General features: G+C 69.8%; 24 protein-coding genes. 18 read left to right on the forward strand and 6 right to left on the reverse strand.

Annotated features, from left to right (window positions below):
* Window positions 1-147: 147 nt before the first annotated feature.
* Genes M8330_RS00400 through M8330_RS00415 form a run of 4 tightly spaced genes read left to right on the forward strand, consistent with a single transcriptional unit; the run spans window position 148 to window position 4757 of the window.
* Complete coding sequence (locus M8330_RS00400) at window positions 148-549, forward strand: helix-turn-helix domain-containing protein (protein WP_250825719.1); 402 nt, start codon at window positions 148-150, stop codon at window positions 547-549.
* A gap of 17 nt (window positions 550-566) precedes the next feature.
* Entirely contained in the window at window positions 567-1232 is a 666-nt protein-coding gene (locus M8330_RS00405) for a hypothetical protein (RefSeq protein ID WP_250825720.1), read from the forward strand.
* Between the two features lie 11 nt (window positions 1233-1243).
* Window positions 1244-1471: a hypothetical protein gene (locus M8330_RS00410; protein ID WP_250825721.1), complete on the forward strand. Its 228-nt coding sequence runs from the start codon at window positions 1244-1246 to the stop codon at window positions 1469-1471.
* Window positions 1464-4757 carry a phage tail tape measure protein gene (locus tag M8330_RS00415; RefSeq protein WP_250825722.1) on the forward strand — a complete coding sequence of 1098 codons (3294 nt, stop codon included), beginning with the start codon at window positions 1464-1466 and terminating at the stop codon, window positions 4755-4757. The genes M8330_RS00410 and M8330_RS00415 overlap by 8 nt, the downstream gene beginning before the upstream one ends.
* 22 nt (window positions 4758-4779) lie before the next feature.
* On the opposite strand, the gene M8330_RS00420 is transcribed toward M8330_RS00415, so the two are convergent.
* Together M8330_RS00420 and M8330_RS00425 are read right to left on the reverse strand one after the other, a co-directional pair.
* Window positions 4780-5037, reverse strand: a complete 258-nt coding sequence (locus M8330_RS00420; protein ID WP_250825723.1) for a hypothetical protein — start codon at window positions 5035-5037, stop codon at window positions 4780-4782.
* Window positions 5038-5154: 117 nt separating this feature from the next.
* Window positions 5155-5625, reverse strand: coding sequence for a hypothetical protein (locus M8330_RS00425; protein WP_250825724.1), 471 nt, complete (start codon window positions 5623-5625; stop codon window positions 5155-5157).
* A 275-nt stretch (window positions 5626-5900) separates the two neighbouring features.
* On the opposite strand from M8330_RS00425, the gene M8330_RS00430 reads away from it, so the two are divergent.
* The 3 genes from M8330_RS00430 to M8330_RS00435 are packed head-to-tail and all read left to right on the forward strand — an operon-like array spanning window position 5901 to window position 6879.
* Window positions 5901-6317, forward strand: a complete 417-nt coding sequence (locus M8330_RS00430; protein WP_250825725.1) for a DUF6941 family protein — start codon at window positions 5901-5903, stop codon at window positions 6315-6317.
* Window positions 6314-6562 carry a DUF4258 domain-containing protein gene (locus M8330_RS22640; RefSeq protein ID WP_372490066.1) on the forward strand — a complete coding sequence of 83 codons (249 nt, stop codon included), beginning with the start codon at window positions 6314-6316 and terminating at the stop codon, window positions 6560-6562. Before M8330_RS00430 ends, M8330_RS22640 begins: the two co-directional genes overlap by 4 nt.
* On the forward strand, window positions 6559-6879 hold the full coding sequence (locus M8330_RS00435) for a DUF2283 domain-containing protein (protein ID WP_250825726.1): 321 nt from the start codon (window positions 6559-6561) through the stop codon (window positions 6877-6879). Before M8330_RS22640 ends, M8330_RS00435 begins: the two co-directional genes overlap by 4 nt.
* Before the next feature lie 235 nt (window positions 6880-7114).
* Here the strand turns inward: M8330_RS00435 and M8330_RS00440 are convergent, their stop codons facing one another.
* Entirely contained in the window at window positions 7115-7402 is a 288-nt protein-coding gene (locus M8330_RS00440; RefSeq protein ID WP_250825727.1) for an excisionase family DNA-binding protein, read from the reverse strand.
* A gap of 158 nt (window positions 7403-7560) precedes the next feature.
* Window positions 7561-7800 carry a helix-turn-helix domain-containing protein gene (locus M8330_RS00445; RefSeq protein ID WP_250825728.1) on the reverse strand — a complete coding sequence of 80 codons (240 nt, stop codon included), beginning with the start codon at window positions 7798-7800 and terminating at the stop codon, window positions 7561-7563.
* A 41-nt stretch (window positions 7801-7841) separates the two neighbouring features.
* On the opposite strand from M8330_RS00445, the gene M8330_RS22645 reads away from it, so the two are divergent.
* A complete protein-coding gene (locus tag M8330_RS22645; RefSeq protein ID WP_372490067.1) occupies window positions 7842-8027 on the forward strand; it encodes a helix-turn-helix domain-containing protein in 186 nt (61 codons plus the stop codon).
* A gap of 140 nt (window positions 8028-8167) precedes the next feature.
* On the opposite strand, the gene M8330_RS00450 is transcribed toward M8330_RS22645, so the two are convergent.
* Window positions 8168-8413 (reverse strand): hypothetical protein, encoded by a 246-nt coding sequence (locus M8330_RS00450; RefSeq protein ID WP_250825729.1) that lies wholly within the window; start codon window positions 8411-8413, stop codon window positions 8168-8170.
* Window positions 8410-9084 carry a hypothetical protein gene (locus M8330_RS00455; RefSeq protein WP_250825730.1) on the reverse strand — a complete coding sequence of 225 codons (675 nt, stop codon included), beginning with the start codon at window positions 9082-9084 and terminating at the stop codon, window positions 8410-8412. The genes M8330_RS00450 and M8330_RS00455 overlap by 4 nt, the downstream gene beginning before the upstream one ends.
* A gap of 296 nt (window positions 9085-9380) precedes the next feature.
* On the opposite strand from M8330_RS00455, the gene M8330_RS00460 reads away from it, so the two are divergent.
* The 10 genes from M8330_RS00460 (at window position 9381) to M8330_RS00505 (ending at window position 19231) form a co-directional block, all read left to right on the forward strand.
* Window positions 9381-9596, forward strand: coding sequence for a helix-turn-helix transcriptional regulator (locus tag M8330_RS00460; protein ID WP_250825731.1), 216 nt, complete (start codon window positions 9381-9383; stop codon window positions 9594-9596).
* A gap of 207 nt (window positions 9597-9803) precedes the next feature.
* The gene (locus M8330_RS00465; RefSeq protein WP_250825732.1) at window positions 9804-11822 is read left to right on the forward strand and encodes an APC family permease; all 2019 of its coding nucleotides are present in this window, start codon (window positions 9804-9806) and stop codon (window positions 11820-11822) included.
* Window positions 11823-11998: 176 nt separating this feature from the next.
* Complete coding sequence (locus M8330_RS00470; RefSeq protein ID WP_372490068.1) at window positions 11999-13477, forward strand: RNA polymerase sigma factor; 1479 nt, start codon at window positions 11999-12001, stop codon at window positions 13475-13477.
* A gap of 117 nt (window positions 13478-13594) precedes the next feature.
* Window positions 13595-14506: a tyrosine-type recombinase/integrase gene (locus tag M8330_RS00475; protein WP_250825733.1), complete on the forward strand. Its 912-nt coding sequence runs from the start codon at window positions 13595-13597 to the stop codon at window positions 14504-14506.
* Between the two features lie 191 nt (window positions 14507-14697).
* Entirely contained in the window at window positions 14698-14976 is a 279-nt protein-coding gene (locus M8330_RS00480; RefSeq protein ID WP_250825734.1) for a hypothetical protein, read from the forward strand.
* 2 nt (window positions 14977-14978) lie between these two features.
* Complete coding sequence (locus M8330_RS00485; RefSeq protein WP_250825735.1) at window positions 14979-15209, forward strand: helix-turn-helix domain-containing protein; 231 nt, start codon at window positions 14979-14981, stop codon at window positions 15207-15209.
* 5 nt (window positions 15210-15214) lie between these two features.
* Window positions 15215-15724 (forward strand): hypothetical protein, encoded by a 510-nt coding sequence (locus M8330_RS00490; protein WP_250825736.1) that lies wholly within the window; start codon window positions 15215-15217, stop codon window positions 15722-15724.
* Window positions 15721-17052 (forward strand): AAA family ATPase, encoded by a 1332-nt coding sequence (locus M8330_RS00495; protein ID WP_250825737.1) that lies wholly within the window; start codon window positions 15721-15723, stop codon window positions 17050-17052. The genes M8330_RS00490 and M8330_RS00495 overlap by 4 nt, the downstream gene beginning before the upstream one ends.
* Window positions 17049-17342: a hypothetical protein gene (locus M8330_RS00500; RefSeq protein WP_250825738.1), complete on the forward strand. Its 294-nt coding sequence runs from the start codon at window positions 17049-17051 to the stop codon at window positions 17340-17342. Before M8330_RS00495 ends, M8330_RS00500 begins: the two co-directional genes overlap by 4 nt.
* On the forward strand, window positions 17339-19231 hold the full coding sequence (locus tag M8330_RS00505; RefSeq protein WP_250825739.1) for a terminase large subunit domain-containing protein: 1893 nt from the start codon (window positions 17339-17341) through the stop codon (window positions 19229-19231). Before M8330_RS00500 ends, M8330_RS00505 begins: the two co-directional genes overlap by 4 nt.
* The last annotated feature ends 7 nt before the right edge of the window (window positions 19232-19238 follow it).

Raw genomic sequence — 19238 nt, forward strand, 5'->3', positions numbered from 1 at the left:
CACGCCCCGACCCAAGAGGGAAATGGCCTGCGTGATGTGCGGAAGTGTTATGCACACACACGCGCCGAACCGGCGGTTCTGCTCACAGAAGTGCGAGGCCGAGCACTGGAACAAGTCGCTCGTCACCTCGGGGGCGAGGCGCCGCGGATGATCGTCGGCGAGCAAGGACCAGCGGTGGTCATCTCCGCTGAGACCGCCTACTGGCTCGAGCGGATCTGCAGGGTCTCGTCGTTGCGTCAGCGGCTCCGAGACGGTCAGCACCAGGCCGTCTCCCAGGAGCTCTTGGACCTTCGTCGGGTCGCGATGACCTTCGATCCCGCACTGCTTCCGCAGACCGCGGCAGTCGGAAGTGACTCAGCGGAAGCGGCCACAGGCTTGGAGCAGCAGGAGTGGTTCACGGTCTCCGAGGCCGCCGACCGCCTCGGTATGGGGGAACGCGGTGTGCGCCTGGCGTGCAGCGAGGACCGCCTGGACGCCGAGCAGGTCGCCGGGCGGTGGCGGATCAGCCGGGAAGCACTCGAAAACTTCAACGCCGCCCGTGCGGCGTGAGCACCAGGGAGTCACCAGTGAACCGACAGGAAGCCATCCGGGCTCTGCTTCGCGCCGGCAAGAAGGCCGAGGCCGAAGCGATCGTCGAGAAGCGTCTCAGCGCCGCACGGAGTGCCTACGAGCGTGTGCGTTCGGACCAGACCAGGACCGAGGAGTACCGGCGATGGGTGCTCGCGGTGGAGGCGGCCCGCGCGGATCGACAGCTCACCGAAGACCTGGCTGCTCTGGCGCGTACCGCGTCCTCGTCCGAGCGTGTCGACGCCGGCCGTGTGTTCGGTACCGCCGGGCTCCCCGGTGACGCCGCCAGCCTCGCGATCTCGCGGCGAGACGCCTCCGACCGCGCCGAGAGCGCGAACGGCAAGGAGGAACTGCTCGACCTGCTCAGCCGGGCGACCAGGTCCGGTGACGAGGTGCTGGCCCGGGCGGTCGCCGAGGTCGCCGTCCGCAAGCGGCACGCCGAGGTCGTCAACGCCTTCGCCGACGACCGGCCAGACCTCGAGACCCCGATCCAGCGCCTGTGGAACGTCGAAGGCGCCGACAGCGGCGAGGCGATCTTCGGGTTCACCGTCGCCATCTCCGGTCTCAAGCCGGCCGAGCTGCAGTCCGACAGCTGGTCCTCGATCAACGCCCAGGCCAAGGCTGCCGAGCCCGGCTCCGGGTCCTCGTCCCTGGCGTACTTCTGAGGAGCGGCACCGTGAAGGCATCCCAGAACACCGACCTGGCCCAGCGCCGTCTCCTGGAGGCTCTGGCGTCTCTGGTGGAGTCCGGCCCGCACATCGTGGACGGGTTCCGCTCCGGTGTGGAGACCGGCCTCCAACTGGCCGACGCGATCGGAGCGGCGCCCGTCAGTGGGGTCTACCGACGTCTCGAGGATCTGCTGAGCGCTGTCGAGGCCGACCGGCAGGAGGCGCAGCATGGCTGATCGGACCTTCTCCTACGAGTTCCGCGGCAAGTTCGACAACCTGCGCGCCGGCCTCACCACTGCCGGCCGCAACGTCGACGAGTTCGGCAAGAAGCTGACGGCGCTGGACAAGGATGGCGCCCGGATGCGCGCCGGCATGACGCAGCTGGCCGACACCGCTGGCAAGGCGTCCCTGGCCCTCACTGCCGGTCTCGTCGCTGCCACCAAGGCCGCGATGGACTGGGAAAGCCAGTTCGCGGGCGTGCGGAAGACGGTCAACGGCAGCGCGGCCGAGATCGACGCCATCGAGGAGTCTCTGCGCGAGATGGCCCGCACCATGCCGGCCACCCACGAGGAGATCGCCGCGACCGCCGAGGCTGCCGGTCAGCTCGGCGTCGCCACGCAGGACATCGCCTCCTTCACCGAGGTCATGATCCAGCTCGGCGAGACGACGAACCTGACCGCCGACGAGGCGGCGACCTCCCTGGCGCAGTTCATGAACGTCATGGAGTCGACCGGGGACAGCGTCGACGAGATCGGCGCCACCATCGTCGCGCTCGGCAACAACGGCGCCTCGACCGAGGCCGACATCGTCAACATGGCCCAGCGGGTCGCGGGCGCCGGCAAGCTGATCGGTGCATCCGAGTCCGACGTGCTGGCCCTGTCCTCGGCGATGGCGAACCTCGGCATCCAGTCGGAGCTCGGTGGCGGCGCCATGCAGCGCGTGCTGATCGAGATGAACACCGCGGTCATGGATGGCGGCAAGCAGGCCCAGCAGTTCGCTGAGGTGGCGGGCATGTCGGCCGAGGACTTCGCTGCCTCGTGGCGCGGCGACCCGATCGAGGCCCTCGACGCCTTCCTTCAGGGCCTCGGCGGCATCCAGGACTCGGGCGGCAACGTCGTCTCCGTCCTGAGCCAGCTCGGCATCAAGGGCACCCAGAACCTCCAGGTGATGCTCCGCCTGGCCGGTGCTGGCGACCAGCTCACCGACGCGCTCGGCCTGTCCGCGGAGGCGTGGGACGAGAACACGGCCCTCATCAACGAGTACGCCCAGCGCGCCGGCACCACCGAGTCCCAGGTCACGGTGGCTTGGAACAACATCAAGGACGCCGGCATCGACGCGGGCGAGACCCTGCTGCCGATCGTCGCGGACCTGGCCGACGGGGTCTCGAGCGTGGCCCAGGCGTTCGGGGATCTGCCCAAGCCCGTGCAGGACGCCCTCGTCGGCCTGGCCGGCATCACCGCCCTCGTCGGAGGGGCCGCATGGTTCGGCGCCCGCACGATCAACGCCGTGGTCAGCACTCGTCAGGCGATCGTCGACCTCGGTGGCAGCAGCACGAAGACCACCAAGGCCATGAAGGGCCTGGCAGGTGCTGGTGCCGGTCTCGCTGTCTTCGGTGCCGCATCGGCCGGCATCCGCGCCATCCAGGAGGCCACCGACGAGGCGCTCCCCGGCATCAACGCCCTGACCATGCAGCTGCTCAAGCTCAACGACGGCCAGGTCAGCTCGCTGTCCAGCGAGTACGACTCCCTGGGCGAGTCCATCCGACGCATCACCGACAAGGGCGCCAACGAAGCGTTCTCCGACTTCATGATGACCCCGTTCGAGGGCTCCTTCGTGAAGTCCAGCTCCCTGCGCCAGGCTGAGGCCGAGGTCGACAGCCTGGACGCCGCCCTGGCCGGTCTCGTCACCTCCGGCCACGCCGACGTCGCCGCCGATTCGCTGAGCAAGCTCGCCGACGCTCAGGGCCTCTCCGAGGCGCAGACCGAGGCACTGATCGGCATCCTGCCGCAGTACCAGGAGGCACTCGACGGTGCCGCGAACTCCGCCGCCCTGGCCGAGGACGACACCGCCACCTACACCTCGCAGCTCCAGCAGGCCCAGGACGCGGCAAGCTCTTCCGCGCGCGAGATCCGCAACCTGATCGACGCGATGCTCGAGCAGCGCGACACCGCGCGCTCGGCCTTCGACGCCGAGACCCGCTGGCGCCAGGCACTCAAGGACGCCACCGCGGCAGCCAAGGAGAACAGCGCCGGCATCAAGGGCAACAGCGACAAGGTCCTGGAGAACCGGTCCGCGCTGTCCGAGCTTGCCGACGCCTGGAACTCCCAGGACAAGGCGGTCCGCAACAACGTCGAGCGTTACAAGGAAGCCCGCAAGTCGTTCATCGACACCGCTGAGGCCATGGGCGTGCCCCGCAAGCAGGCACAGGGCCTCGCTGACGACTTGCTCGCCATCCCTCGGCAGCGCCTGATCAAGATCGACGCAGAGGCCGCTGCTGCACAGGCTGCGCTCGACGCGACCCAGGCCAAGCTCGACAACCTCAAGGACAAGACGGTCACCGTCCGCGTCACCACCAGCGGCACCAACGCCTCCACCCCCGGCTTCGGCCCGGTGCCGGTCTCTGCGGACGGGTCCACGGTCCCCAAGGACGGAAAGCCCTACGGCGACCGCTACCTCTACATGCTTGCCCCCGGCGAGGAGGTCATCTCCAACCGCCGAGGCCAGGCCGACCGGCACCGGCCACTGCTCAAGGCCATCAACAACGCCGCCGACGGCGCCACTGTGGGCGGGCTGCGCGGCGGCCTGGAGTCCCGCGGCGATCAACTGCGACTCATCCAGTCGATCCGGCAGATCCAGCGCTCGCTGGAGAAGACTGGCGACGACCAGCTCAAGGGCCTCGAGCGCCTGATCGCCAAGAACGATCTGGCCCAGGCTCGCCGTGACCTTATGCTCGCCCGGATCGCGCCGGCCCTCGACAAGGCCACCGCGCGCCTGGACAGCACCACGGCCCGCCTCTCCGACGTCCGGCAGAACGCCTCCGCACTCTCTGGGACCGTCAGCGGCAGCCTGGCCTCAGAGCTCTTCTCATCCTCAGGCTGGGGCGGCGGCGACCTCGCGACCCTGCGCGGCGACATCGCCACCGGTCGCGGCATGAAGCAGGACATCGCCACCCTGCGCCGCAAGGGCCTACGCGGTGACGCTCTCCAGGCCGTGCTCGCCGACGGCGCCGCTACGACCGAGCGCTACGCCGGCATGAGCCGTCGCCAGATCGGCCAGTACGGGCGCCTCTACGACCGTCGCGAGCGCGTCTTGTCCAGCGTCGGGTCTGCAGCCGGCAGTGCGGTCTACGGCCCCGAGGCCAAGCAGCTGCGTCAGGAAGTCCGCGGCCTCCGCCGTGAGGTCAAGCAGCTCAAGTCCGCCACGGTCACCTCCAGCCGCGACAACGCCGAGCGCGTCGTGCAGGGCGTGAACGGGGCGGCTGCCGCAGGGATGCGCCGAGCCATGAAGGGACGCACTCGATGACGACCACCCACGGCGGCTTCGGTCATGCCGGCTGAGTCTCCTCGTCCTCATCGTCGTCCAGCGCAAGCTCTACCGCAAAGAGCAGGTCAGCGCGCCGCGCGTAGGCCCGTGAGCCAAGCAGGGTCGTCCCGAAGACGACTGCCGTTGCGATCAGGACCGCGTCCCCCTCAACCACGAGGAAGGCCAGGACGATAGAGATAATGAGGCCGACGATCGAAGCATCCCTGATGGCCTGCTCGAGCGGAGTGCGGAAGCGGCTGGCGCCGTCAGGGAGGTCCATGCGGTGAACCTTGCCAGGACGAGCAGCCGTGCGTGGGCGATCCAGGCAAGTGGGCCTGCACTAACGGTGGTCCCGCCCCGATGGTCCGCGAATCCGGCCCAGGACTCATCTCCGACGTCAGCTTGGGCGGATGCGGTCTCTCAACTCCTCGGCGAACCGCTCCCTGGCCATGCGCATCGTCTCCCTCACCTGCCTGGTGGGTAGCTCGAGTAGGTGCCCATCGACCTCTATCGTGAAGTCCAGCAGGAAGACCGAGTCGGTCTGGTGGCGCCTCGTCACGTCCATGGCAGCGTCCACCCTGATGCTCACCTCGCTCAAGGGCCACGATCGCGCCGCAACACCTCCGACTGTGTCCCGCCCGAAGTCGTCCGCGACCGTCGCCTCGCCGCGCAACAGGCGGGTGTCCGTAAGGACCCAGCACGTCCACTTGGCTGTCGAATCGCCCTCGACACGTGCCGTCACCGCGCCGGCAGCGCTCTCGTCACCGAGCAGCCACAGCATCGCCGCGTACAGCTCACCCGGCGGCTCGGACAAGGTTGCCTCGTCGGCTAGATCGAGACGGCCCCAGTCATCGTTCGTTAGGTTCATCCGGGCAAGTTAGCCCGTACCGCCGACACCATGGCCGCGCTGCGACTGGGGAGTCCCACCGTCACTCGCCTGGGTCGTCGCTGTTTCCAGAAACGTCGGCGTTCGAGCCGGGGCACTTAGGGGTCAGCCCGGCTCTGAAGGTCCGGTCGCAGGCAGGCGACCAACCGGACGCGCCGATCGGCACCCCAGAAGTCGGGGCCGATGGGCTCGCGACGTAGGCGGCGAGTCGTGGTCATTCTCGACCCTCAGCCGGCCGCCGGGGCTAGATTGCGTGCATGGCCAGCATTGACTACGCCTTCGTGGCCGACTACGCGAAAGTTGAGTCGCAGGGGACTCTCACGGTCGTTGGAGCTTCCTGGACCTTCGTCGTGGCCGATGGGTTCCCGACCCAGCGTCGTATGGCAGTCGCTGGCCGCATCCGAGGTGCCATGGACGAGGGCCCAATCCCCATGCGGGTGACGGCTCGAGGACCGGGACGCACGTTCGAGATCGTGGCAGGTATCGATCTGGTGGCCGGCCCAGATGCTCGGCCCTACGGTCCAGAGCGCTACGTCGGGCATCTGTTCGCCATCGACATGGGAATCCCGTTGCTGCAGGCGGGGTTGTACGAAGTGCTGGTCGAGCTGCCGAACGAGGGCTTGACGAAGCGGCTAGCATTCGAGGCTCAGCTAGGCGGACAGCCGGCCGAATGATCCTAGACATCCGCCAGGGTCATGCCACCGAACGGATGACCGAGCGCAAGATATCGCGTCAAGACATCGAGAACGCGATCCGCAACCACCGACAAGTGGTCAATGATCCAAGTAAGCCGAGCGTGACGTACATCGGGCCGGGTGTGAACGGAAGGACTCTCAAGGTCTTCACTCTGCCCCCCGGGTACGTCAACGAGCAGACTCCAGTCATAATTAAGTCAGCAGCGTGGAAAGGAACCCCATGAGCATCATCATCACGCTTGACCCCGGGATCGACGCTGGCTACATCCGCCTATCGGCGGACGAGGTGGCGGACACGATCGAGTTCAACGAGCAGATCCTCGTTGACGTAGATGAGTTCGGAGTAGCGGTGGGCATCGAGTTGCTCGAGCAGTCTGCTGCCCTTCCTTTTGCCGAGCTCGTGTCTCAGTTCCACGTTCACAGTGACGTGGTGGACCTCCTCCGTCTGATCCGCCCTGACCTGGAGTCTTTCCTCACTGTGTCGCAGGGGACGGACGGCGTCAGCACAGGGATCAAGGATCGACGCCTCATGCCGGCGTGAGTGGGGTCTAACCCCATTCGCCCTCCCCATCCCCGGTCTGAGTTGATCAGGCCGGGGATGACGTGTCTCTGCCCCGCTCCAGGCCGGCCAGACCGTCAACGGCGCCTCCCTCCGCGTCACGGCCGGCGCAATCAGGCCCTAAGGCCCCGGCATGTCGTCGCATGGCCAACTACGCGCGGACGGAGATCTGGGGCGGGGTCAGACGCCGCTCAGCGCAGCACGCAACGCCCGGCCGTCATGGCCGAGATAGACGATCCACGTAACCCGCGAGATCTTCGGACCGGAGCAGCCGCCGACGGCCGATCCTCACGCTGTCGATCTCACCGGCAGCCACCAGCTGCTCGATCACGCGGACCGAGAGGGAGAGCCTCGTAGCAGCTGTGGGTAGGTCATATAGGAGCCTGTCGCCTACGCGACCGGGATCTGAGGATGACTGGTCCTGCTGGGGCTCGACTGGAAGCTCAAGGGCGTCGGCGAGCTCTCGCAGCGCTCGAGCGATGGCGCGGTTCCGGGCGCTGGTCATGGCGCCAACTCTGCCCCGGGGGATTGGTCGTCTAGCATCGCCTCACAGCCCGTGCGTTGAACGGACCCGAGACCGGTCAGCGCACGGGCTGCCTAAGCCCCACGGAAGCTTCTGCCGAGGTGTTACCCGAGGTAACACCTCATGTTCGTCCCGGAGAGTCAGCGGAGACGCCGCCGTCGCCGCAGGGCCGGCTGGGGCTTGGGTCGCATGACTTCCCACATGGCGTCGACGTCGCTGCGCGTGAAGCGCCAGCCGGCGCGACCGCCGAGCTGCGCGCCGACCCCGGCCTCGTGCGCCAGGGCGGAGACCTTGCGCGTCTGACAGCCAAAGAACGCGGCTACCTCGCGTGCCGTGGAGATCTCCGGCAGATCGGAGCTGCTGCCTGGCGTGGCGTTCACAGGAGCATGTTCGCACGCCCTTCTGAGGCACCATGTGACCGGTGTGCGAATCGAGTCCCATTGCCTACTCGGTCAAGACCGCTGCGATCCTCACTGACCTCAGTGAGTCGACGATCCGCGACGCCATCAACAAGCAGGAGCTGCCGGCGTACCTGGTCGGCCGAGCGCCGCGCATTTTGCGTGAGGACTTGCTCTCGTGGCTCACCCACCGGCCCGCGCGACCGTAGGTCGCACCTGACACGCAGAACCGCCCCAGCCCGTTGATTCCGGCTGGGGCGGTTCTGCAGGTGTCCCACGTGGGACAGGTGTAAAGGGCTTTACAGGTGTCTCAGGTGAGACAGGTGTTAAGGACTTAACACCTGGTTGCTCAGTCGTCGCTCCACGCGAACTGGAGCTCGAGCCAGATCGTCTCGCAGCGCTTGCAGGGACGCAGTTCGGTGGTCGTCAGCGAGGTCGTCGGGACGCGGTTGCCCGGAGTCAGAATCGCCCCACACAGTGCCGGGTGCGTGGGCAGGTCGCGCATGTCGGACCAGACCTTGTGCATGGTCGCCTTCCGACTGTCGCCGCCGGAGTCGAGCGAGACGGCACCGGGCTCCACCTGTTCGGCGCTCATGCCTGCACCTCGGCGACGCCGTTGAAGCCGGGGTGCTGATCGGCGTAGGCCACAGCTGCGACGAGTGCCTCGGCCATCTTGCGAGCCTCGTCGATCTCGGCGCCCCCTTGGAAGCCCTCCGCGTAGATCGTCCCGACCTCGTGTAGGTACGTCCCGGGTTCACCAGCCTCCATGGTGGTGCCCTGGACTTCGACGTCCCAGGTCCAGTCGTCACCGCCGTCGAAGGAGTCGTTGCCGATGACGTGCGCGCACACGAGGACGCCTCGGGCGTTGAACTCCCCGATCGTGTGCTCGGTGGTGCACCCGTCCCAGCAGGGCGGGTTCGGGACGGTTCTCCACCAGGGGGCGCCGCGGTGCTCCTTGACCCACTCGAGCGCCTTTTCGACGTCCATCTTCAGGAGCGCCAGGCCGGTGATGTCGAGGTCCCAGGACTCCGGGGCCACGCACATGCCCCTGTCGAAGTCGAGGAAGCCAGGGTTGTCCTCCCGCTCCTCGGCGCCGCAGGAGACGAGCCCGAACGTCGGGCCGCCGTGGATGGCGCTCTGGACGCCCTTGTGGTCGATCGAGTCCCAGCCGTGGCCGCGCTCGAAGCGGCACCAGGGCGGGCACTGAACCAGGGGAGTGGGGCTAGCGCTCGAGAGCGCAGGGGTAGTACCTTCTGTCTCAGACATTGCATCCCTTTCGAGGGAACGAGGCCCCCGCGGAGTTGCAGCTCGGTGGGGGCCGATTCGTTTCGAACGCAGGACGCGACGGATTGCAGTCCGTGGCGTCGACGGTGGGCGTGACTCCTAGTCACGGCACCGGGTCGAACGGGACCGGCTTCGGCGGGCCGGCCTGTGTGATGGCGCGGAGCGTCTAGGCGCTCACCTCCCCAGATTCAGCGCTGCCCGTCGTCATAGACGGGCTGACAGGGTTGTCATTCTTCACCTTCGAACTTGACGACTGTCAAGGGTCTACGGTGCGGCATGTGGCGGACGAACTCATGGGCCTGGCCGAAGTGGCCGAGTTGCTCGGGGTGACTCGCCAGCGCGTCCACCAGCTCGCGCAGCGATCCGACTTCCCGAAGCCGACCGCCCGACTCTCGGCCGGCCTCATCTGGCTGGGGGCCGATGTTCGGCAGTGGGCCGTCGAGTCCGGTCGGCTTGGAGAGTCCGCGGACAGTCCGCAGGACGGCCAATCCTGACCAACGGCTACCAACGGTCGATGTTCCTGTTTGTGCTGGTCAGCCCCTGACCTCCGCAAACGGTCAACGGAAGCCAACGCGGGGGAGTCCAAGAAGGAGATGAAGGCGGCTGCCAAGGCTGCTAGGTCCCAGGGGTGAGGTGAGCCCCGCCCCGCCCGCCGGTGCACAGATTGGCGGACGGGGCCGCGGGGGAGGACTCTTGCGCGCATGAGCACTGGTCCCGCCGAGCCGGGCGCGAGCCCCGCCTCGTCCGCCCCCACCCTCGTGGACGGCGGCAGCGCCGAACGGCAGGGGGCCACCCTGGGGCAGCGGGTCGGCGACTGGATGCTGGCCGACCTCGAGGACCGGGTGCCGCACCAGGCACCGCACGGCCGCCCGCGGCCCGAGCACACGCGGCACCCCTGGTACCGGGTCGTCTGCCTCACCGGCGTCGACTACTTCTCCACGATCGCCTACCAGCCGGGCATCGCGGTGCTCGCCGCCGGGCTGCTCTCGCCCCTGGCGACGCTGGTGCTGGTGGCGCTGACGCTGTTCGGCGCCCTGCCCGTCTACCGTCGCGTGGCCCAGGAGTCGCCGCACGGCGAGGGCTCCATCGCGATGCTGGAGCGGCTGCTGTCGTTCTGGAAGGGCAAGGCGTTTGTCCTGGTCCTGCTGGGCTTCGCGGCCACCGACTTCCTCATCACCATCACGCTGTCGGCCGCCGACGCGACGGCGCACGTGGTGGAGAACCCGCACGTGCCGGCCTCGTGGGACGAGCACCCCGTGCTCATCACGCTGGTCTTCATCGCGGCCCTGGGGGTCGTGTTCCTGCGCGGCTTCTCCGAGGCCATCGGGGTCGCGGTGGTGCTGGTGCTGGCGTTCCTGGGCATCAACGCGGTCGTGATCACCGTGGGGCTCGTGGACGTGGCCACGCACCCGGACCTGGTGCTGGAGTGGGGCAACCTGCTGACCGCGCGACACGGTGACATCTGGACGATGCTCGGCATCTCGGCGCTCGTCTTCCCGCAGCTGGCGCTCGGCATGAGCGGCTTCGAGACCGGCGTCGCGGTGATGCCGCAGATCCGCGGGGACGAGGCCGACACCGAGCAGCGACCCACCGGCCGCATCCGTGGCGCCCGCAAGCTGCTGACGACGGCCGCGCTGATCATGAGCGGCTACCTGCTGACGTCCAACGTGGTCGTCACGCTGCTGGTCCCGCACGCGGAGCTGGAGCCCGGGGGAGAGGCCAACGGTCGCGCGATCGCCTACCTGGCGCACCACTACCTGGGCGACGGCCCGGGCACCGTCTACGACATGGCGACCATCGCCATCCTCTGGTTCGCCGGCGCCTCGGCGATGGCCGGGCTGCTCAACCTGATCCCGCGCTACCTGCCGCGCTACGGGATGGCGCCGGACTGGGCCCGGGCCGTCCGCCCGCTCGTCTTGGTGCTGCTGGCCATCGCCGCGATCGTCACCTGGCTCTTCGACGCGGACGTGGACGCGCAGGGCGGCGCCTACGCCACCGGCGTCCTCGTGCTGATGACCTCGGGCGCCGTCGCCGTGACGCTGGCCGCCCGGCACGCCCGCCAGTCGTGGCGCACCCTCGGCTTCGGCCTCGTGGCGGCGGTCTTCGCCTACACCACGGCCAGCAACGTGGTGGAGCGCCCCGACGGCGTGAAGATCGCCGGCGTCTTCATCGGGCTGATCATCGCGGTCTCCGCCTACTCGCGCGTGCGACGCGCGTTCGAGCTGCGCGTCACCGAGGTCGAGCTGGACGCCAAGGCCGAGAAGTTCCTGCGTGACACCGCCCGGCGCGCCATCCGGCTCGTGGCCAACGAGCCCGGCACCCGCGACGCGGTCGAGTACGAGGACAAGACCCGCCAGGTGGTGCGGGACAACGACCTGCGCGACGAGGGGGACGTGGTGTTCGTCGAGGTCACGGTCATCGACCCCTCCGACTTCGCGGGCAGCCTCCGGGTGCGCGGCGAGGTGCTGCACGGACAGTGGCGCGTGCTGCGGGTCGAGGCGTCCTCGGTGCCCAACGCCCTGGCCGCGCTGACCCTGGCCGCGCGCGACCTGACCGGCAAGGTGCCGCACATCTACTTCGAGTGGACCGAGGGCAACCCGGTGGGTCAGTTCCTCCGCTTCGTCTTCTTCGGCGCCGGTGAGGTGGCCCCGGTGACCCGCGAGGTCCTGCGACGCGCCGAGCCCGACCGTGCCCGTCGTCCCCACGTCCACGTAGGCTGAACGGAGCCTGAACGTCCGCCAGGACACTGCTGAGACCGAGGCCGGGCCGCCCACCTGCTGGGACACCCCCGTTTCCGGGGCTGGATGCTGGTGTGTTGGGAGGCGCGTGGCAGAATGGTCGCTGCGGTGCTTGACGAGTCCGGGCTTTGCCGCGCCCCTACGCCAGTTCACGAGAGGTGTTCGTGACTTCGAACGCACGTAAGGTCCCCGCCGAGGTGCTGGAGCACCCGGCAGTCGTGGAGCTCATCGAGCGGGGTACCCCCAGTGGGGTGGTCACCCCTGCCGACCTCCGCCAGGCCAGTGAGGACGCGGCCGTCGAGCCGCGCCACCTCAAGTCCCTGCTGGCGCACCTGTCGGGCCTGGGGATCACCGTGCAGATCGACACGGCCGGTGCCACCCGCGCTGTCGCCGCGACCTCCAAGGCCCCCGCCAAGAAGGCCGCCGCGAAGAAGACCACGGCCGCGAAGACGACCGCCGCGAAGCCCGCCGCGAAGAAGGCCGCCTCGGCGACCACCGCGGCCGAGGCCGGCAAGGGCGCCGAGCCCACCGTCGCCGAGGTCGCCCAGCAGCAGGCCGCCCAGGTCGGCCCCGACGGCAAGAAGATCCTCCCGGACGTCTCCGACGAGCAGTTCGAGAAGGACGTCGCCGCGGACCCCTCCATCAAGGAGGACGAAAAGGAGGCCTCGTTCGTCGTCTCCGCCTCGGACGACGCCGGCGAGCCGGAGCAGACCGTCACCGTCGCGGGTGCCACCGCCGACCCGGTGAAGGACTACCTCAAGCAGATCGGCAAGGTCCCGCTGCTCAACGCCGAGATGGAGGTCGAGCTCGCCAAGCGGATCGAGGCCGGCCTCTTCGCGGACGAGAAGCTCGCCAAGGGCGGCCGCATCAAGGCCGACCTGCTCGAGGAGCTCGAGTGGATCGCCGACGACGGTCGCCGGGCCAAGAACCACCTCCTCGAGGCGAACCTCCGCCTCGTGGTCTCGCTGGCCAAGCGCTACACCGGCCGCGGCATGCTCTTCCTGGACCTCATCCAGGAGGGCAACCTGGGCCTGATCCGTGCGGTCGAGAAGTTCGACTACACCAAGGGCTACAAGTTCTCGACCTACGCGACGTGGTGGATCCGTCAGGCCATCACCCGCGCGATGGCCGACCAGGCCCGCACCATCCGCATCCCGGTGCACATGGTCGAGGTCATCAACAAGCTCGCCCGCGTGCAGCGCCAGATGCTCCAGGACCTGGGTCGCGAGCCCACCCCGGAGGAGCTGGCCACCGAGCTCGACATGACCCCCGAGAAGGTCATCGAGGTCCAGAAGTACGGCCGCGAGCCCATCTCGCTGCACACGCCCCTCGGTGAGGACGGCGACTCGGAGTTCGGTGACCTCATCGAGGACTCCGAGGCGATCGTCCCGGCGGACGCCGTGTCGTTCACGCTGCTCCAGGAGCAGCTGCACGCGGTCCTCGACACGCTCTCCGAGCGCGAGGCCGGCGTGGTCTCGATGCGCTTCGGCCTGACCGACGGCCAGCCCAAGACCCTCGACGAGATCGGCAAGGTCTACGGCGTGACGCGTGAGCGCATCCGCCAGATCGAGTCCAAGACGATGTCGAAGCTGCGGCACCCCAGCCGGTCGCAGGTCCTGCGCGACTACCTGGACTGACACGCCGAGGGCCCCGGGACTGTTTCTGCACGTCAGAGACGGTTTCGGGGCCTTTCGCTTGCGTACGGTACCCGGCAATAGCGCTCTTAGTCCAGATATTCATCTACGGTGGGGCCTATGGACCCCGCTGAGGCGCGCCTGCTCGCCAACTCCTGGAACCTCTCCCTGCGCGCTGAGCGGAAGTCGCCGCAGACGCTCAAGGTCTACGGCGACGGCGTGCGGATGTTCCTCGACTACTGCGAGGCCAACGCCCTCCCGCCGATGCAGCGCTCCACGCTCAACCTGTGGGTCTCCGGCCTGCTCGACGCTGGTTCGGCCGCGTCCACGGCCCGATCACGGCAGCTGGCTGTCCGCCGGTTCTCGGCCTGGCTGGCCGAGGAGGGCGAGCTGCCGGCGGACCCGTTCGTCGGGGTCAAGGCGCCCAAGCTCGACGAGCGGGTCATCGAGCCTCTCACCGACGACCAGCTGCGCGCGCTGCTCAAGGCCTGCCAGCCGCCCAAGGGCGCCGAGCCGCGCGTCGCTCTGAGGCACCGCCGCGACGAGGCGATGCTGCGGCTCATGCTCGAGACCGGGATGCGCGCCGGCGAGGTCGTCGCGCTGGACGTCGAGGACGTGGACCTGACCACCGGAACCGTCACCGTGCAGCGAGGCAAGGGCGGCAAGGGGCGCGTGGTCCCGTTCGGGCCCGACGCCGGCCTGGCGCTCGACCGGTACCTGCGACTGCGCCGAGGTCACCGGCTGGCCGAGACCTCGCTGCTGTGGCTGGGGGACCGGGGCAAGCGGTTCTCCTACGACGCGTTGCACAAGACGCTGGCCGAGCGGGCGAAGGCGGCCGGCATCGAGGGGTTCCACCCGCACAAGCTGCGCCACACCGCGGCCCACCGCTGGCTCTCGGCCGGCGGCTCGGAGTCCGGCCTCATGGCCGTGGCCGGCTGGACCCGCCCAGACATGCTGATGCGCTACACCAAGGCGCAGGCGGCGGCCCGTGCGGCCGACGAGGCCCGTCGGCTGAATCTCGGAGAACTTTGAGCGTGGGAGGCCACAGCGTCGGCGCGCCCGAATAGCGTTTCAACCACACCTCGCAGGGCTTGACCCGGGCCCGCTGAGCGAGGGGAAGCCACATGTGTCAGGAGGCAACGAGGTGCATCGCGTGACGGTCCGGCCGGGTTGGACCACGATCACGGAGCCGCACCACAGGACTCGACCTGTGGAGGCTCCACATGCCCGGCAAGACATCCGACCAGGCCCCCGACCGGGCCCCTGACCCGACGCTCTCGGCGTTCGGGAAGATCGGCGCCCACACCTCGTGGGCGAACACCACCAACCGCACGGCCAGGACGGCGCCCGCCCGCGCTGCCCTCGACCAGAAGTTCCTCGACCAGGCCGACGGCGACCCCCAGCGCGCTGCCCACCTGCGCAAGGCGCACTTCCAGCGGCTCGCGCAGCTCTCCGCCCAGGCACGACGGTCCCGTGGGGGCACCGAGGGCGGGGTGGCCTGATCATGGACAGGAGCACCGAGGACGGCACGCGTCTGGGCGCGCACGGGCCTTTGGCCGTCGCCGTGCGCCAGGCGCGGGCTGAGCGGGGCCTGACGCTGCGCGCGGCCGCAGAGCAGATCGGGATGCCCTTCCGCACCCTGCACCGCATCGAGCGCGGGCACGGCTTCGACGCGGTGCACGCGCCCGCGCTGCGGCGCTGGCTCCGGGCCGCGGGGGAGGGGAGCAGCCAGTGACTCGCATGAGCACCGCGCCCGGCCTGTGCCACTACCCCGGCGGGCACGACGATCGGTGGGCGTGTCCGCTGCACGGCTGCCCCAGCTGCGCCGCCGGCGCCTTCCGGTATCTGGAGCCCGAGGCCTACGAGCCGCCCGTCCACCGCGACGATCCGCTGTGGGAGGTGCTCTCGGAGCTCGCCGAGGCCTACGTCGACGCGGAGGGCTGCATGGTGTGTCGTGAGATCACCACGCGGTCGTTCTGGGCCCGGTACCCCGGGTCGGAGTGCGAGACCGAGTGCCTGGCCGGCCACTGCGAGGCCTGCGGCCTGTGCGGGAAGTCCGGCCGGGTCTGCCGCAACTGCGAGCGTTGCCTGGACTGCTCGCGCGACGACGAGTACAACCCCTGCGCACTGGAGCGCTGGGACCGCACCCTGAAGCGTCGCGTGGTGGCTCGCTGGATCCACGAGCTGCTGAACCCCCGCACCGACCGTTGGACGCGCTACGACACGCGGACCGGGAGGTGGGGTGCGTGAAGCAGCCCTTCGACTGGGACGACGAGGCCAACTCCGAGGCGCTCGACGCGCTCGTCGGCGAGCTGCTGCGGCAGCGCGTGTTCCGCGAGGCTCGTCGTCGGCTCGACGTCGAAGCCCGGACCAGCGCCGAGGACGGCTTCGACGCCGGGCTGCTGGCCGATGTGCTCGCACGGCCGGCCGAACCGCCCGAGCGGGTCGAGGGCCTGATCCCCTCCGAGGCCAGCACGCTGATCGTGGCCATGCGCAAGACCGGCAAGACCACGCTGGCACTCAACCTGGCCCGCGCGCTCATCCTGGGCGGGGCGTTCCTGGGCCGCTTCCCGGTGCGGCCGGTCGCCGGTCGTGTCGCGTTCCTGAACTACGAGGTGAGCGCGGCCCAGCTGGCGCGATGGGCCTCCGAGCTCGAGCCGCAGATCCCGCGCGACCGCCTGGTGCTGGTCAACCTGCGCGGTCGCCGCAACCCGCTGGACAACGACGAGGACCGCGCCGAGCTCGCCGAGCTGCTGCGTGAGCTCGAGGTGGAGACGCTCATCGTCGACCCCTTCGGCCGCGCATTCTCCGGCGCAAGCCAGAACGACTCCGCCGAGGTCGGTGCGTGGCTGGTCCGGCTCGACCTCTTCGCGCGCGGTCAGGCCGGGGTCTCCGACGTCGTCCTGACCGCGCACGCTGGGTGGGAGGGTGAGCGCACGCGGGGCTCCTCCGCGCTCGAGGACTGGCCCGACAGCATCATCACGCTGACCCGGGACAAGGAGGGGGCCACCTACTTCCGGGCCATCGGCCGCGACGTCGACGTCCCCGAGGACCGCATGGAGTTCGACGAGCAGACGCGGACGATGTCGCTGACCGGTAGCGGGTCGCGCCGGCAAACGGTGCGCACCGACCACGTCACCGCCCTGGTGCCCGCAGTCGTCACCGCCGTGCACGACAACCCGGGCGCCGGGGTCAACGACGTGCTGACCGCGTTGCGCGCCACCAGCCTCAGCTTCAGGGATCGCGACGTCAGTTCCGCCCTCAAGTCGGCCACCGAACAGCTGCTCGTGGTCGCCAAGCCGGGTGGTCCAGGGAAGAAGACGGAGCACTACCCGTCGGGACCCCGTCCAACCCCGTCCACACTGCTGCCCGGCATCGGTTCCACCACCCCGTCCAACCCCGTCTATAGGGACGGGGTGGGGGTGGGCAGTAGTTCGAGCACCGAAGAGCTTGGACGGGGTCAGGAGCCAGAACTTCCGGCGACCCTGTGCACTTGCGGACACCCCCTCGGAGCGGCGCTGCCTCACAAGCGAGGGTGCGCCCAGATCGGCGGTACCGCGCGAGGTGGTGTCTCGTGAGGACGCTGCTTCCTGTGCGGCACGCGATGCAGCAGGCCAGGAACCGGCGGCTGCCGAACTGGCTGCGCCTGGCGTACTGGGCCGCCGCGCACGCCGACGAGAACGGGCACGCTCGTGCCTACCCCGGTGACCTGCGCCGGCTCCTGGCCGTGGACGCCCACGAGGTCAGCCGTGCGATCCGGCTGGCCAAGGCCCGGGGTCTGCTGGCCGAGAGCTCGCACGCGGGCTGTCTGGTGCTCGCCGGCTGTGCGACCAGCGCGTGCGACGCCGAGCACCAGGAGCTGGCGTGAGAGCCGGGGCCTCGTGGTCGGGGCGCGTGGTCACCCGCGCCCGGGCGGTGGTGGCGACGTGGCTGCCGATGCAGTGCGGACGCTGCCCACGCACCGTGGACGGCACCGAGCCGTGGGTCGTGGGCCACAAGATCAGCCGAGCGCTGCGCCCGGACCTCGCGCTCGAGCCGAGCAACTGGCAGCCCGAGCATCGCTCCTGCTCGGACCGCAGCGCGCAGGCCGCGGTGATCGAGAAGGCACGAGCCGAGGGCGCGAGAGACGCACTTCTCGGCGTTTTCCCCGCCACGACGACCGCCGGGCAGGCCCCGCCCCTGCCCGTCTCTCCCTCTGGCGCCGAAGATGGCCAGTGGACGGTGCCGGCGCGGCTGAAGTGGGCTCACCACGTCCGCACGGCGCCTGAGTGGCTCGCGCCGTACCTGGTGGTCCCGGACAACGCGTCCCCGCCGTTGGCGATGACCGAGGTGCACCCGCGCGCGGTGTGCTCCTACGCGGCCGAGGGGTGCACCCACGGGTGGGCGGGCGTGCCGTTCGTGCTCGAGCCGCCGGCGATCGCGTGGGTCGAGAAGGCGCGGGGCATCCGGCTGCGGTGGTGGCAGCAGCTGGCCATGGTGCGCCAGCTCGAGCACGACGCGGCGGGCCGGCTGGTGTGGTTCAACGTGGTGGAGTCCGGGACTCGGCGCATCGGGAAGTCGGAGCGGCTGCGGTCCCTGGCGCTGTGGCGGATGCAGCGCGGCGTGGAGCTGTTCGAGCCGGGGCAGACGGTGATCCACTTCGGCAACAAGCTCGACGTCGTCCGCGAGGTGCAGGAGCGGGCGTGGCCGTGGTGCGAGGCGCAGGGCTGGGCGGTCTCGCGGAACAACAACAACCGGTCGGTGACCCACCCGAACGGGGCCCGGTGGCTGGCGAAGACGACGGCGTACAGCTTCGACGTGCACCTGGGGCTGGCCGATGAGTGCTGGGACATCGAGCCGGTGCGGATCTCCGAGGACCTCGAGCCTGCGGCGCTGGAGCGGGAGTCGGCGCAGGTGGTGACGACGAGCACGGCGCACCGTCGCGCGACGGCGTTGATGCCCCGGCGGATCTCGGCGGCGTTGGCGTTCGATGATCTGCGGACGTTGCTGCTGCTGTGGGGCGTCGAGCCGGCGGCGGACATCTTCGCGGAGTCGACGTGGCGGGCGGCCTCAGCGCACTGGTCGCCGGAGCGTCGTGACCAGATCGCGGCAAAGCTGGTGGAGGCGCGCGAGGCGGAGCCGACTCTGGACGACCCGGACCCGGTGGGGTCGTGGGCGCACCAGTACCTGAACCGGTGGGACCTGGCGCCGCGACCGAAGAAAGCGAAGGGCGACCCGCTGATCGACGCGCCCGCGTGGGCCGAGCTGGCCGTCGAGCTGAGCGAGCCGCGTCCGGCGCCGGTGGCCGCGGCGGTGGAGTCCTGGTTCGAGGACGGGGTCTCGGTGGCGCTGGCGTGGCGGCTGCCGGCTGGCGTGGTGTCGGTCGGGGTGGCCGACTTCGCCGACCTGGGGACCGCGTTGGCCGCGGTGCGGGCGTCGGGGTTCCGGGGCCGGGTGACGTGTGGGTCCTCGCTGCTGGAGGACCCGGCGGTGCGGACCTCGCGGGTGCGGACGCGCCCGGGTGAGGGCCGGGTCATCTCGGCGGTGCAGGAGCTGCAGCGGCTGCTGGCCGAGGACGTGGTCCGCCACGACGGCGGGGAGCACCTGGCCGGCCAGCTCGTCGAGCTGCGCACGGCGCCGGGCGTGGACGGGCCGCGGGTGGTCTCCACAGGCCGCGCCGACGCGGTGAAGGCCGCGGTGTGGGCCATCCGCGACGCCCGGCTGGTGCGCTCGGGGAAGCCGCGCGTGCTCTCGCGCACCCCTGATCCGGGCAGCTGAGCCCCCG

The sequence above is a fragment of the Nocardioides bruguierae genome (assembly GCF_023656415.1).
GTDB classification, from domain to species: domain Bacteria; phylum Actinomycetota; class Actinomycetes; order Propionibacteriales; family Nocardioidaceae; genus Nocardioides; species Nocardioides bruguierae.

What these genes read in the sequence shown, in the direction of transcription:
- M8330_RS00400 (WP_250825719.1), top strand. Translation starts at nt 148, where the DNA reads ATGATCGTCGGCGAGCAAGGACCAGCGGTGGTCATCTCCGCTGAGACC.
- M8330_RS00415 (WP_250825722.1), top strand. Translation starts at nt 1,464, where the DNA reads ATGGCTGATCGGACCTTCTCCTACGAGTTCCGCGGCAAGTTCGACAAC.
- M8330_RS00420 (WP_250825723.1), bottom strand. Translation starts at nt 5,037, where the DNA reads ATGGACCTCCCTGACGGCGCCAGCCGCTTCCGCACTCCGCTCGAGCAG.
- M8330_RS00425 (WP_250825724.1), bottom strand. Translation starts at nt 5,625, where the DNA reads ATGAACCTAACGAACGATGACTGGGGCCGTCTCGATCTAGCCGACGAG.
- M8330_RS00430 (WP_250825725.1), top strand. Translation starts at nt 5,901, where the DNA reads ATGGCCAGCATTGACTACGCCTTCGTGGCCGACTACGCGAAAGTTGAG.
- M8330_RS22640 (WP_372490066.1), top strand. Translation starts at nt 6,314, where the DNA reads ATGATCCTAGACATCCGCCAGGGTCATGCCACCGAACGGATGACCGAG.
- M8330_RS00435 (WP_250825726.1), top strand. Translation starts at nt 6,559, where the DNA reads ATGAGCATCATCATCACGCTTGACCCCGGGATCGACGCTGGCTACATC.
- M8330_RS00440 (WP_250825727.1), bottom strand. Translation starts at nt 7,402, where the DNA reads ATGACCAGCGCCCGGAACCGCGCCATCGCTCGAGCGCTGCGAGAGCTC.
- M8330_RS00450 (WP_250825729.1), bottom strand. Translation starts at nt 8,413, where the DNA reads ATGAGCGCCGAACAGGTGGAGCCCGGTGCCGTCTCGCTCGACTCCGGC.
- M8330_RS00455 (WP_250825730.1), bottom strand. Translation starts at nt 9,084, where the DNA reads ATGTCTGAGACAGAAGGTACTACCCCTGCGCTCTCGAGCGCTAGCCCC.
- M8330_RS00465 (WP_250825732.1), top strand. Translation starts at nt 9,804, where the DNA reads ATGAGCACTGGTCCCGCCGAGCCGGGCGCGAGCCCCGCCTCGTCCGCC.
- M8330_RS00475 (WP_250825733.1), top strand. Translation starts at nt 13,595, where the DNA reads ATGGACCCCGCTGAGGCGCGCCTGCTCGCCAACTCCTGGAACCTCTCC.
- M8330_RS00480 (WP_250825734.1), top strand. Translation starts at nt 14,698, where the DNA reads ATGCCCGGCAAGACATCCGACCAGGCCCCCGACCGGGCCCCTGACCCG.
- M8330_RS00485 (WP_250825735.1), top strand. Translation starts at nt 14,979, where the DNA reads ATGGACAGGAGCACCGAGGACGGCACGCGTCTGGGCGCGCACGGGCCT.
- M8330_RS00490 (WP_250825736.1), top strand. Translation starts at nt 15,215, where the DNA reads ATGAGCACCGCGCCCGGCCTGTGCCACTACCCCGGCGGGCACGACGAT.